The sequence below is a fragment of the Thermosynechococcus sp. PKX82 genome, from assembly GCF_031583255.1.
Taxonomy (GTDB): domain Bacteria; phylum Cyanobacteriota; class Cyanobacteriia; order Thermosynechococcales; family Thermosynechococcaceae; genus Thermosynechococcus.
Map to the genome: position 1 here is coordinate 2,631,496 of NZ_CP134169.1, position 13,598 is coordinate 2,645,093.

11 protein-coding genes are annotated in these 13,598 nt (G+C 53.6%); 4 read left to right on the forward strand and 7 right to left on the reverse strand.

The window, feature by feature from the left end; all coding sequences use genetic code 11:
• Positions 1-21 precede the first annotated feature (21 nt).
• On the reverse strand, positions 22-564 hold the full coding sequence (locus RHH53_RS12995; protein ID WP_310438666.1) for a hypothetical protein: 543 nt from the start codon (positions 562-564) through the stop codon (positions 22-24).
• A 143-nt stretch (positions 565-707) separates the two neighbouring features.
• Positions 708-1,394 (reverse strand): energy-coupling factor ABC transporter ATP-binding protein, encoded by a 687-nt coding sequence (locus tag RHH53_RS13000; RefSeq protein ID WP_302679172.1) that lies wholly within the window; start codon positions 1,392-1,394, stop codon positions 708-710.
• A gap of 63 nt (positions 1,395-1,457) precedes the next feature.
• On the opposite strand from RHH53_RS13000, the gene RHH53_RS13005 reads away from it, so the two are divergent.
• Complete coding sequence (locus RHH53_RS13005; protein ID WP_310438667.1) at positions 1,458-3,608, forward strand: HAD-IIB family hydrolase; 2,151 nt, start codon at positions 1,458-1,460, stop codon at positions 3,606-3,608.
• On the opposite strand, the gene RHH53_RS13010 is transcribed toward RHH53_RS13005, so the two are convergent.
• The 4 genes from RHH53_RS13010 to RHH53_RS13025 are packed head-to-tail and all read right to left on the reverse strand — an operon-like array spanning position 3,605 to position 10,206.
• Positions 3,605-3,757 carry a hypothetical protein gene (locus RHH53_RS13010; RefSeq protein ID WP_310743883.1) on the reverse strand — a complete coding sequence of 51 codons (153 nt, stop codon included), beginning with the start codon at positions 3,755-3,757 and terminating at the stop codon, positions 3,605-3,607. The two genes, RHH53_RS13005 and RHH53_RS13010, sit on opposite strands and share 4 nt — an antisense overlap.
• 26 nt (positions 3,758-3,783) lie before the next feature.
• A complete protein-coding gene (locus RHH53_RS13015) occupies positions 3,784-5,850 on the reverse strand; it encodes a serine/threonine-protein kinase (protein ID WP_310743884.1) in 2,067 nt (688 codons plus the stop codon).
• A gap of 34 nt (positions 5,851-5,884) precedes the next feature.
• Entirely contained in the window at positions 5,885-7,924 is a 2,040-nt protein-coding gene (locus RHH53_RS13020) for a putative PEP-binding protein (protein ID WP_310743885.1), read from the reverse strand.
• 50 nt (positions 7,925-7,974) lie between these two features.
• Positions 7,975-10,206: a bifunctional (p)ppGpp synthetase/guanosine-3',5'-bis(diphosphate) 3'-pyrophosphohydrolase gene (locus tag RHH53_RS13025; RefSeq protein ID WP_310743886.1), complete on the reverse strand. Its 2,232-nt coding sequence runs from the start codon at positions 10,204-10,206 to the stop codon at positions 7,975-7,977.
• Positions 10,207-10,421: 215 nt separating this feature from the next.
• On the opposite strand from RHH53_RS13025, the gene RHH53_RS13030 reads away from it, so the two are divergent.
• Complete coding sequence (locus tag RHH53_RS13030; protein WP_310743887.1) at positions 10,422-11,129, forward strand: hypothetical protein; 708 nt, start codon at positions 10,422-10,424, stop codon at positions 11,127-11,129.
• Here RHH53_RS13030 and purE read toward each other — a convergent pair.
• A complete protein-coding gene (purE, locus tag RHH53_RS13035; protein WP_310743888.1) occupies positions 11,104-11,625 on the reverse strand; it encodes a 5-(carboxyamino)imidazole ribonucleotide mutase in 522 nt (173 codons plus the stop codon). The genes RHH53_RS13030 and purE overlap by 26 nt on opposite strands.
• A gap of 78 nt (positions 11,626-11,703) precedes the next feature.
• On the opposite strand from purE, the gene queG reads away from it, so the two are divergent.
• Positions 11,704-12,648: a tRNA epoxyqueuosine(34) reductase QueG gene (gene queG / locus RHH53_RS13040; protein WP_206200513.1), complete on the forward strand. Its 945-nt coding sequence runs from the start codon at positions 11,704-11,706 to the stop codon at positions 12,646-12,648.
• 20 nt (positions 12,649-12,668) lie between these two features.
• On the forward strand, positions 12,669-13,568 hold the full coding sequence (locus tag RHH53_RS13045; RefSeq protein ID WP_225901597.1) for a vitamin K epoxide reductase family protein: 900 nt from the start codon (positions 12,669-12,671) through the stop codon (positions 13,566-13,568).
• Positions 13,569-13,598: the final 30 nt, after the last annotated feature.

A 13,598-nucleotide genomic window follows, 5' to 3' on the forward strand; every position in this document is an offset into this window, starting at 1 on the left:
TGAATGATCAACACTATGCCCCTAGTCCAGATAGCCCATGAGGACGGGTGAATCATCAATGATATTAGAAGCCACAGGCCGTTCCCCAGCGGAATAATAGGTTTCAGCAATGTGCAGGCCACTGGTGGTAATCGGACGAATGCCCATCCAATTCACTGTTTCGACAATTTCAAAGTCATCCGCTGCCACGGGGCGCACCCCCATGATGTTCAGGGTTTCAACCACGCGGAAATTGGTGGCCACGATGGGGCGAATACCGGCGGAGTTGATGCTGTCGTAGATTTGCAGGCCACTGCTGAGCACCGGACGCTCGCCGGCATCTTTGATCATGTGCACCACTTGCACGGGACTGGCTTCAATGGGACGCAAGCCGGCACTATTAAAGGTTTGCCATACCACGATGTCGCTGGCTGTGGTTGTGCCTGCGGGGGCAAGAGCCGTTTTTTCGGCAAGGGAAACCATTTGACCGCTATTTTCTTTGGCGGGCGGGGTGCTGCGACGGGCGGGACGGCTAGCTTTGGCCGTGGGTTCTTCGGGGGGTGGGGTTTGAGGCGTTTCAGTCATGGCGATCGCTCCTAATGCAATAATTCAATCCTACAGGTGAATTCGTATGCAAGCATTCTATATCTCTAGTCCTTGATCATAGCAGCCCAAGAGGAGTGCCAGCGGTTTGAGAGATCCCTTTCGGTGCAGGAATGGTTGGCTTTTCAAGCGTGCAGCAGAGGCATCATGTCGCTGGGTGCCCCTTGGCCAATCACTTTGCCACGATCCAGAACAATGGCACCGTCCGCTTGCGCCAGTTCATCGAGACGGTGGGTGACCCACAGTGCGGTGATCCCTTGGCTGTTGACCAGTTGGCGCACGTAGCCTAGGAGTTCCCGCTGGCTATCGGGGTCAAGGAGTGCCGTGGGTTCATCGAGCAATAGCACCCGACAATGGCGAGCGATCGCCCCGGCAATGGCTACCCGCTGTTTTTGGCCGCCACTGAGGGCATAGATGGGACGGCGTTCTAGCCCCTGTAAATTCACAGCTTGTAGGGCGGCACTGACGCGCTCGCGCACCTGCCAATAGTTGAGGGATTCACCATTGAGACTAAAGGCAATATCCGCACCGACACTGGGCATCACCAGTTGGTGATCGGGGTTCTGGAAGACAAAGCCAAGGGGTTGCTCCACATAGACTTCACCGCTTTGGGGCTGCAAGAGACCTCCCAAAATACGCACCAGTGTTGACTTACCACTGCCATTGCGGCCGAGGAGCATCCATAGTTGCCCCCGCGGGATTTCTAGGGACACCCGATCCAGCACTAAAACCTCTGGCGACCAGCCAAAGGAGACCTCTTTGAGATGAATTGCTGGGGGGATTGCCGCCATGGGTTTTTGGACAATGCTCATGTTTTTCGGTAGGGTGAGGATGACCCCCAATTGGGTTGTCGTGCACCAAGTCAGGGAGCGGCTATGCAAGATGGATTATACATTGTCCTCATCAGTATTCATGGTTTGATTCGGGGCGATCGCCTTGAACTAGGACGCGATGCCGATACGGGAGGACAAACGCGCTATGTGGTCGAACTGGCAAAAACCCTTGCAGCCCATCCCCGGGTGGCGCAGGTGGATTTGGTCACTCGTCTGATTCCCGATGCCAAGGTCAGCCCCGACTATGCCCAGCCCATTGAGCGAATTGGCGATCGCGCCCGCATTGTCCGCCTAGCCTGTGGTCCTCGCCGCTATTTGCGCAAGGAAGTGCTTTGGCCTTATTTAGACGTATTTGCCGATGAACTGTTGCGCCATCTTCGCCAAAGTGGCCGCATGCCCGATGTGATCCACAGTCACTATGCCGATGCTGGTTATGTGGGCTGCCGTGTTGCCGGTTGGTTGGGGGTTCCCCTTGTGCACACTGGGCATTCCCTCGGCCGGGTCAAGCGACAGCGACTCCTTGCCCAGGGTAGTAAGCCCGATGCCATTGAGGAGCAGTTTCACTTTACGACTCGCATTGAAGCCGAGGAGCAAACCCTTGCCAGTGCCGCACTCATTATTGCCAGTACCCATCAGGAGGTCGAAGAGCAGTATCGCCTCTACGATCAATACGACCCGTCGCGGATGGCCGTCATTCCGCCGGGGGTAGATACCCGCCGTTTCTATCCAGGGCCTGTCCCTGCCGATTTACCCTTTCGCAAGGAATTGCGTCGCTTTTTAGTGGAACCGGAAAAGCCCTTTATCTTTTGCCTCTCCCGGCCAGTACCGCGCAAGAACGTGGCTGCGTTGCTCAATGTCTATGGCACTGATCCCTTTTTACAGGAGCGAGCGAATCTGGTCTTAGTACTCGGCAATCGCACCGATATTAGCAAGATGGAGGCCAGCCCTCGCCAAGTGTTGACCGAACTCTTTTTGCTGGTCGATCGCTATGACCTCTATGGCAAAGTCGCCTATCCGAAAACCCACACCAGTGATGAAGTCCCCGATCTTTACCGTTTAGCCGCGCAGCAACGGGGCGTCTTTATCAACCCTGCCCTCACTGAACCCTTTGGCTTGACGCTCATTGAAGCGGCTGCCTGTGGATTACCGATTTTGGCGACAGCGGATGGCGGGCCGCAGGAGATTCTCCGCCACTGTCGCAATGGGTTGCTCTTTGATGCCCTTGATCTAGAAGCCATTCGCAGTGCCTTGCATCAAGCCTTTCAAAGTGATAGCCAGTGGCAGACTTGGGCAGACAATGGCCTGAAGGGGGTACAAGCCCACTACTCTTGGCGCAGTCATGTGGAGATGTATCTGCACGCCCTTGCTCAACTGGCGGAAAAATCAGTCTTGCCCGTGTTGAGTGTGCAACGCCAACCGGCTCAGTACCAGAGTAATAAACTGCCAACGACGCTGACACGGAACCGCCTGCTCACCCTCGAACGCCTGTTGATTAGTGATATTGACAATACCTTGATTGGCGATCGCCCTGCCCTTGAGCGACTCTTAACGCTTCTGCAACGCCGTCCTGAAATGGGCTTTGGGGTGGCAACGGGGCGTCATCTCGAAATTACCCTAGAGATCCTCCATGAATGGGGCGTGCCGATTCCCGATGTTTTAATTACGTCCGTGGGCAGTGAAATTCACTATGGCCCTCACTTGGTTCCCGACACCAGTTGGCAGCAGCACATTAGCTATCGCTGGGAACCCCAACGGGTGAGAGACACCCTCGCCGATGTGGCAGGCCTGACGCTGCAACCCCCAGAAAATCAACGCTCCCACAAAATTAGCTACAACGTGGATACCACGGTTCTCCCCAGCATTACCCCGGTCTTGCGTTTACTGCGACAGCAGAAACTCCATTGTCGGCCAATTTTCTCCCACAATCAGTTCTTGGATATTTTGCCCCTGCGTGCCTCTAAAGGCGATGCCCTGCGCTATCTTGCCCTCAAGTGGGGCTATCCGCTGCAAAAACTGTTGGTGGCTGGGGACTCTGGCAATGACGAGCAAATGCTGACGGGGAATACCCTTGCTGTTGTTGTGGGCAATCACAGTCCGGAATTGGAAAAGTTGCGCGATCGCCCCCATATTTACTTTGCCCAAGGTCACTATGCCCAAGGGATTCTCGAAGCGATTGAACACTATGGCTTCTAGGGAAACGCCTGCGATAACGTCAAACTAGAAATGCCCTTGGCGCGGTAATCGGCAAGAATCTGAGCCAGTGCCTCCACTGTCGGTTGTCGCGTGGGATTGAGTTTGGGATTGCTCGGCAGTGCCAAGTTGAACTCCGTGCCATCCTGCATCAGCCAGTGACTCCCCCGCTAGCACGCTAGAGAGCTTGGGTTCCTTGAATTAGCCATTCGCCACCAACATTGACTAAAGTAAAGCGTAGCGTTTGATAAAAATCTTGACCAGAGTTCATTATGTAGTGAAGATTTGCATCAACAACGGCTCTATCTGAAGTTAAACCGACAACTTCAGTACTATAAACATCAACGTACTGCACTTTAGTCCACCAATCGATGTATGAACCATAGCCGTTGGGGTGTGCTGAGGCATCATTTTGGAAAGAGCTGGTCAATTGATGCCACGCTGCCTCGTAATTGCCGGCGTTAATCAGAGCATAGTAATTTTCAACAAAAAGGCTGGGATCAGGGAGCAGCTCCGGGTCAAGCAGGACGCGTTCGCTAGCACTTGCAGTGGGTGGGGGCGTAGAAACAGTTTCTGGGGTTGGCAACGGAGATTCAATAGGGGGCGATTGGTCAGGAGTTTCTGCGACTTCAGTAGGGGAATTGGCTAGCGAGGGAGGGCGGGGTTCTAGGCGGTTCGACAGCAAAATTACAGCCATCGCTGCAAACATACTCCCAAAGGCAATCACAAGTGAGCCGAGGATGAACCACGGTGCGAATGATGACTGAGCTGTGGGTACTGATTGAGTCCCAGAGAAGGGTTGTCCTGTAGGCGTGGTAGAGAGGGGTGGGGGTGTGACAACCGGTTCATGGACAATACTGCCTGCCTCAATCATCCGCCAATGTTGATCCTGCCGTTCAACCCGTGCTGGCCTCAGCAATTGCCCTGACTTTTCACTGGGGTGCTGGGGCAACGTTCGCCGAAATAAGTAAGCATCGAAGTCTCCCCTATGCAAGGGAACAAGCCAAGACTGTTGATTGATATCTGTGATCACTAAATAGCTGGGATGAGCAGGACACTCAGTAAAAATGGCACCCTCGCTTTGAGAACCTGAAGGACGCACCAGTGTTCCATAGTTTTGCAGCTCTAACCAATCACTCTGCAAACCACTGTTGTACTTCTCAAGCAGCCAGTTGACCGACGGCGCTAAGCGAGGTGGTGGAGACTCCTCAGTAACCAGTTTAGTAATCAGTGGTGTTTCTAGCGCCTGCATCTCTAACGTTTTTTTTGTTTCTGTCTCTGCATCCGCTAGGGCAGCTTCGACTTCCTTGGCGGATTGATAGCGATCGCTGGGTGCAACGGCCAGCATCTTTGCCAAAACATCGCGAAACGTTGGTGTGATTTGGACATACTTTTGCCAATTCCAAGTGTGATGGTAGTTATCAAACAATTCCTTGGGATCTTTGCCCGTGAGTAAGACAATACAGGTCACTGCTAGGGCGTACAGATCGGAACTCGGAAAAACCTGCTCACCTCTAACTTGTTCTGGTGCGGCATAATGCGCTGTATAAATTTTTGTATGCCCCTTCGCAACTTCGGTAACACGGGAAATCTCCTTGACTGCACCAAAGTCAATGAGGTAAAGGCGACGCTGCCCCGGAAATTTACTGTTCTTTGCCGATTGGCGAATGATGTTTGCTGGCTTAATGTCTCGATGAATAGCCCCTTGATCGTGGATGTACTGCAAAACAGGTAGGAGATCCTTTAAGACCTCACGAACTTCCTCTTCACTCAAATAACCGCGATAGGCAAGTTCACACTCAAGCGTATCGCCATCAATAAATTCTTGAACCAGATAAAAATAGTGTTGTTCTGCTTTGCCTGTGCTGCTGCTCACCCGCTCCTGAAAGAAGGCAAATAGGGTAGGAATTTGGGGATGTTCCCCCAACGTTTCTAGGAGTCGTGCTTCTCGCTTGAATAAATTTTCTGCTTTTTGCAAGAGGTCTGGATTTGAGGTTTCAACTTGGAGCTGTTTAATCACACATTGGCGCTTGGCGGGCGTATCCAAATCTCGCCCTAGGTAAGTAATACCAAAGCCCCCCTGTCCCAACAGCTGTTGGGCAACATAGCGCCCCCGCAAAATCAAGGGCATGCCGCAGTTGGCGCAGTACTTTTGGCTAATGGTATCCACCAAGACATCCCCCTCTAGTTCAGGCAGGTCATTGTGGGGATGGGAACACTGGGGGCGGGTGCAGTAGATAAGCATGATTTTGCATCAAGAAGCACCACTTTATTCACGATTAAAACTGATCCAACACTTGGGTGACAACCTCAGGACTCACAGAAATGCCGTCAATCCCCAAATCAATTAACCACGGCAGCCAATGGGGATAGCGAGTGGGGGCTTCGCCACACAGATGGCATCCTAGGTGATGGGCTTTGGCCTGTTGAATCAATTGGGCGATCGCCCCCCTAACGGCAGGATGGTCTTCATTTAATTCCGGTAGTGTTGTTTCGCGATCAATGCCCAACAGCAGTTGCGTCAGATCATTGGTGCCAATCGTAATGCCAGCAACGCCAAGGTTGGCCAGATCAGACAGTAAAAATAAAATGGCCGGCACCTCCGCCATTACCCACAGTTCCACACCCGCCTTGGCTGTCAGACCATGCTGGGCAAGAGCCTTTTGACAATAGACCACCTCACTGACACTGCGGACAAAGGGAAGGATAATACGCAGCGGGCAGGCTTCTAAGCGGTGGGCGATCGCCAGCGCTGACAGTTCCAAATGAAACAGCTCTGGACAATGGCGATAGCGACTCACTCCCCGCAGTCCCCAATCCGTTGCCGGCTCAAACTGATGTCCCCCCAAGAGTTGGCGATAGTCGGCTGGCCGTAAATCCAATGTGCGATAAAAGAGGGGACGGGGGGCGATCGCCCGCATAAATTCACAGAGGTGCTGCACCCAGCGATCGCGCAACTGCTCAGCGTCCCCCTGCTCCAACCAATGACAGGGATGGCGATGATCCAAAAAGGCCAACAACATCAACTCTGAGCGCAATAGACCAATGCCATCACAGGGGAGCGATCGCAATAACCGCAGGGCACTGACTTGACTGACATTTACCATGACCGGCAACGGCAACCGCTTGACCGTCGGGAGTGAGGGCGTTTGCGGCGAGGGGGTCGCCACCACGGGCAATGGCTCTGGGGGCAGTTGATAGATAGACCCCCGATGACCATCTAGAAACAGCGTCATTCCTGAACTAATCTGCTGAGTCGCATTTACCACACCGACCACCGCTGGCCGTCCCAATTCCCGCGCCAGAATGGCACCATGACTGGTTAAGCCCCCCTGCTCACAAATCACACCAACCGCAGCACTCACGAGGGGCAACCAGTGGGGTGGAATACTTTTGCTCACCAAGATCTGCCCAGCAACAGCCGCAGGAGCACAGGGGTCTGTAACCACAAGGGCAGGGGCGATCGCCTGCCCCGGCGCAGCGGGTAGCCCTTCAGCTATGAGGGTGCGCTCCACGGCCTGCGGCAAGGGCGCCAGCGGCAGAGGTTCTGCTAAACACTGTCCCCACCAAACCTGTGTCTGACTGCGATGCCAAACCCAGAGATGGGACGCCGACCCGCGACAGGCCTGCTGCAAGTATTGTTCCTCTGCGGGCGTCAGCTCAATTCCCCTTGGGGGCAAAGGAATGCCGTGATGGGGGAGCGTCACACCGCTGGCGATCGCCGGCAACCTTGGATCACTCCCTGTCCACCAGCCTGAGGCAACAATGGTACTCAAGGGGTAAAGCAAAATCGCCACTTTGAGGTGACAAAAATCCCATCCCTGCTGCCAATAGGTATAGAGATTCTTGGCTTGGACAAGGGCAGCAAAGGCCGCTTCGATCGCCTGATGACACAGGGGTAAACTGGGATGATGTAACACGGTTCCACGGCCTAGCCCCCAAGGTAAGTCCACCGCTTCCTGCCAAAGATAGGTGGTGAGAACAAGATGACGTTCTCCCCCCTGTTGTTGCCAAAAGTGATGACAAGCAGCAAAAATTGTTTCTAACTCCCCCACATCCAAAGGGGTTAATTCATGGGTCATCCTCAGTGCCAGTGCCTTGAAATCCGCCGCATTGGGGGGCACCTCTTGCCAGCGATCGCAGGCCGCGTGCCACAGGGGAATGACGCCAGAGCGTAACTGTTGCCAGACATTGGTGGAAATCAGCCAGACAGGATGAGGCGGTGGCAAGATTTTTTGCGCCTCTTGCAGGGCAACCAATGTTGGGGAAAGGGCTTCCGCTGGGTACTGTTGTAGGGGTTCCAGAAGGAGTGATGTCACAAATGCGTTTCCTTAATCGTCCTTGGGGGTCTGGGAGCGGACGATCCGACCTAGGGAGAACTCACTTCCGTTTGCTGACGGCGACGAATGTTGAGGACATCAGTGATTTTTCTAATTTGCGCCAAGAGATGATCCAACTGCTTTGCATTCACAATATCAATACACAAATCAATAATCGCCGTGCGTCCCGGATCTGTGTGGACATTGGCTCGTCGCACATTAATTTGATTATCAGTTAAACGGGTCAAAATATCCTTAAGAATACCAACGCGATCAATCACCTCAATTTGCACATCCACAGGGTAGGTTTGGGGACGGCGTTGATTGACTTTTGTGTTCCAACTCACGGGAATCAGGCGATCGCTCGACACCGACTCTAGGTTGCTACAGCCCTGACGATGAATTGAAATACCCCGACTCCCCAACGTCACCACGCCAATAATCGGTTCATCGGGCACAGGACAACAGCAGCCAGCAATGTGATAAACCAAGCCCTCCACCCCAAGAATCGGGGAATCACTGGGTTTCGTGGCGGCGGGTACACGGTTAACAGGGGCAGATTCTGAAGGCAGTTCCGGTGGGGTTGTCTCTGGACGCGCTAAGGTAATTGCCCGCAGCCGATTCACCACCAGATTCAGCGTAATTTCGCCATAGCCCAAGGCGGCCACTAAATCATCGACACTTTGGTAGTTGCTGCGCTCTGCCACCTGTTGCATCTGCGGTGACTTCAGAAGGGCTTCTAGACCCGCTTTGCCCAGTTCCTTCTCCAGTAATTCCCGTCCCCGCTGCAGGTTTTCATCGCGGCGCGATCGCTTGTACCACTGCCGAATACGATTGCGTGCCGTTGTGGTTTTAACAAAGTTCAACCAGTCCAAACTGGGGTGGGCAGTTTTCTGGGTGATGATCTCAACTATGTCGCCATTGCGCAGTGGTGTATCCAAGGGCACCATCCGACCATTCACCCGTGCCCCAGCACAGTGATTCCCGACATCGGTGTGAATATGGTAGGCAAAGTCGAGGGGCGTCGCCCCCTGTTGCAGGGCAAGGACATCCCCTTGGGGCGTAAAGACGTAGACCTCCTTATCAAAGAGATCATCGCGAATGCTATCGAGATATTCTTGGGCATCCTTGAGGTCATTTTGCCAATCCAGCAGTTGCCGTAGCCAAGTGAATTTTTGATCGCGAGCACTCCACTGTTGCGGCAAGGAATGACCTGTTTCTTTATACTTCCAGTGAGCAGCAATCCCATACTCAGAGACATGGTGCATCGCCAATGTGCGAATTTGCACCTCCAAGGGGCGCCCCCCAAGACCAATAACCACCGTGTGCAGTGATTGATACTGGTTGGGTTTGGGCAAGCTGATGTAGTCCTTGAACCGCCCTGGCACGGAAAGGAAACAGTCATGGACGACGGCAAGGGCACGATAGCACTCATCTTTTGTGGCCACCAGAATGCGAATGCCCGCCACATCATAGATTTCATGGAATTCTTTTTGCTGCCGCATCATTTTTTGATAGATGCTATAGAGGTGTTTGGGACGGCCACTAATTTCTAAGTATCCAAAGCCCATTCCCGATAAGCGGTCATAGAGAATTTGAATCGCCTGCTGCAGTTGTGCCTCGCGATTAGCGCGTTTTTCCGCCACCAGTTCCTGAATGCGGCGGTAGGCTTCTGGCTCTAAATACTTAAAGGCTAAATCCTCTAGCTCCCACTTGATCCGCCAAATCCCCAAGCGATTGGCCAAGGGGGCAAAGACATCACGGGTTTCTTGGGCAATGGCACGGCGGCGATCTTCCGGTAGATACTCTAGGGTGCGCATATTGTGCAGGCGATCGGCCAGCTTGACAACGATGACTCGAATATCTTGCGCCATCGCCAAAAACATGCGTCGGAAACTTTCCGCTTGCCGCTCCGTCTTACTGGAGAAGTTAAACTTCGAGAGCTTAGTGACCCCCTCCACCAGTCGCCGCACCTCGGCACCAAAATTGGCTTCTAGCTCCTCTGCCGTAACAGCGGTATCTTCAATCACATCGTGGAGAAACCCCGCCGCCAAAAGAGCAGGCCCCCCGCCTAAATCCCGCAGAATACTTGCCACTGCCACAGGATGGGCAATGTAGGGTTCCCCAGACGCCCGCCGCTGTCCTTGGTGTAGGTCGTAGGCAAATTGAAACGCTCGACAGACTAAATCATCCCCATTCTCAGAATCTGGATTTCGCAGGCACGTCGCTAACCAATCGGGTAATTCAATATCAGTCGGCAAGCTAGGTGCAAAAGCGTTCATAGCAGCAGGCGATCGGGAGAGCAGCACAGTGGATTCGAGTACGTATATTTTAGTTCAATTTCATGCCTATCGCGCGAATCCTGATCGTAAAGACGTTCCTAAACCCTCTCAAGTTTTACAGCTAGGGATTGTTCAATTTTGATCTCCTTTAACATAAAAATTAAGGACTTTAATCAGCAAGGGGGAAGCGTATCGTGGGGGTCTCACTCACACCAATGACAAGGCACTACATTCTGCGTTTACTCAATCAAGGAAGCGATATTTTTGCCCTCGCCGGTCAAAGTTTAGAGAAAGCAGCGGGCGATCGCGAAGCGTCCCTTGGGGGCGATCGCGAGAACGATATTCTAAATCGCCTAGAATCCCTTGCCCCCTCAGAATTAGCAGCTGTAGAGATGATTGTGCGCCTCCACCGCTCCCTCAGCAACGAGGGGAATGAGGAGCCTCACCGACAGATGCAATTCAAAAGCCTTGAGGAAAAACTATGGCGGATTTTGGGTATGGACTGCCCCTCTGAGAGTCCTCAAGCTGCGCCTAGGGAGCCAGTCATCCCTGTCAAAGAGCAGCCGTCTTTAACGGTGGCTCAAGCCCTCGATCACTTGAACCGCGTCAGTGAATTAGCCCAAAAATACCTTGGCAAAGTCATCGTCGCGAATTACTGGCGAGCCTGCCGCCCTTCTAGTAGTTGGTTTGCTGATTTTGTTGTTACCGATGATGGCTACATCACCTACCACGGGTCGTTAGGAACTGGGAAGACTCTTGTGAACCCAACTCAACAGCAGCAGTTGGAAACATGGTTAGTGAGTTTTGTGGATCAATGTCGCCGTATTCTCCCCCTCTTTCGACAGGATCTGCAAAAGGCAAGACTCTCGGGTTCGTCCCTAGAACCTGAATCAGAGATTACTGCTGTTGCAGATAAGCGCTAGCCCCTAGGGTTTGCAGTTTTTGATTCTTGGCGGTCACCGTCGCGGCCAACTCTTGACGATAGGCTATCACTTGCTCCAGCAGCTTTGGATCATGACTGGCCAATAGTTGGACGGCCAATAGGCCTGCATTTTGGGCATTGCCAATGGCAACCGTCGCCACGGGAATCCCAGCCGGCATCTGCACAATGGAGTAGAGGGAGTCCAGCCCCTGTAAGTGTCGGCTCGGTACGGGTACGCCAATCACGGGTAGGGGAGTTAAGGCAGCAATCATGCCGGGCAAGTGGGCAGCGCCACCGGCACCCGCAATAATGACTTTCAGACCCCGCTGATGGGCATTTTGGGCAAACTCGACCATGGCAAGGGGCGTGCGGTGAGCCGAGAGAATCGCCACTTCATGGGGAATGCCAAAGCGTTCACAGATGGCGATCGCCCCCTGCAGGGTCGGCAAATCCGAATCACTGCCCATGACAATGGCAACCAGCGGCATCTCTGACATTCCTCTTTCCTACTCCCTCAGCAAACGGTGCAACCTCATCCTACAGCCCTTTTCACAGGAGCGAGATATTATTTCTCTATGATTACTGCTGCTGCGATTAAGCAATTTGCCCATCAGTTGGGGTTCCATCGGGTGGGGATTGTGGATTTGCGCGCCTATACCCATGACCATCCTTCTGGGGTGGCTGCCCTACAACGCTGGTTAGCCCAAGGCTTCCAAGGGGAGATGGCGTGGATGGCCAACCCGCGGCGACAGGAGATTCAAGCCGTCCTGACGGGAGCGCGATCGGTGATTTCCGTTGCCCTCAATTACTATCAGCCTGATCCAGAGCCACCCCCTAAGGTGAAAATTGCCCGCTATGCGTGGGGGCGGGATTACCATCGGGTTTTGGGAAAACGCTTGCAAGCCCTAGGGCAATGGCTGCAGGCTCAGGTACCTGAAATGGACTACCGTTGGTATGTGGATACAGGCCCGGTACAGGACAAAGTGTGGGCGGAGCAGGCGGGAATTGGCTGGATTGGCAAGCACAGTAATGTGATTTCGCGGCAGTATGGCTCGTGGATTTTCTTGGGAGAGTTAATCACCACGTTGGAGTTGACGGGCGATCGCCCCCACACTAATCACTGCGGCACCTGTACCCGTTGCTTGGCCGCCTGTCCCACCGGCGCCATTGTTGAACCCTATGTGGTGGATGCCAACCGCTGCATTGCCTACCACACGATCGAAAGCCGTGCCCCGGAAATTCCCCCCGCCATTGCTGCTCATTTAGAAGGCTGGGTTGCCGGCTGTGACATTTGCCAGGAAGTGTGTCCTTGGAATCAACGCTTTGCTCAACCCACGGATGTGGCCGACTTTGCCCCGCGATCGCCCCTCTTGAAGACTTCTCTAGAGGAACTCGCCACCCTCAGCGATGCAGCATGGGATGAACTCACCCGTGGTTCTGCCCTACGGCGAATTAAACCCGCCCAATGGCGCCGCAATGCCCAAGCGGTGCTGTCTGCCAATCGGTATGATGAAAAATGATTCAATGCGGAGGCTCACCTATGGTTCGACGACGCTCCACCCCTTGGATTCATCGTTGGTCACGGTGGTTGATTGGCGGGGTTGCCCTCGCTGGCATGGTGGTGACCGCCTACCTGACGATCGCCAAGCTGACCAATCAAGAGGTCACTTGTCCCACCGATGGCTGTGACATTGTCCTCAATAGTCCTTGGGCAACCGTGTTTGGTATTCCCCTCTCCCTCATTGGGTTTGTCGCCTACACGGGGATGCTGTCGTTGGCGGCCCTGCCCCTGTTGTTGAACCAGCCGCAGCAAAAAGAACTCCGCCGCAATGCTGAAAACACCACTTGGCTTTTGCTCTTTCTGGGGGCAACGGCCATGGCCAGCTTCAGCAGTTACCTCATGTATATCTTGGTTACAGAGATTAAGGCCACTTGTCCCTATTGCATTGCCTCAGCCGTCTTTAGCTTTACGTTTTTAATCTTGACGATTATTGGTCGTGAATGGAGCGATCGCGGCCAACTCTTTTTCAATGGCGTGATTACTGCTGTGATTACGCTGGTGGCCGTCTTTGGCATCTATAATGCCCGCATGGCCAACCCTGAGGGTCCTGGCATCCCCATCGTCAATACCTCAGGTGCGGCGGAAATGGCCCTTGCTCGCCATCTCACCCAAGTGGGAGCGGTTATGTATGGTGCCTATTGGTGTAGCCACTGCCACGATCAAAAGGAACTCTTTGGTAAGCAGGCAGTACGGGAACTCAACTATGTTGAATGTGACCCCAATGGTGCCAATCCCCAAGTGGAACGCTGCCGTGCCAAGGGAATTCAGGGCTATCCCACATGGGAAATCAACGATCAGCTTTACTCCGGCACGCGATCGCTCAGTGAACTCAGTCGGCTGAGTCAATACACAGGCCCGATGAACTTCAAGAACCAATAGGGGCAAGGAACCGCAGTGATAGAATGAAGC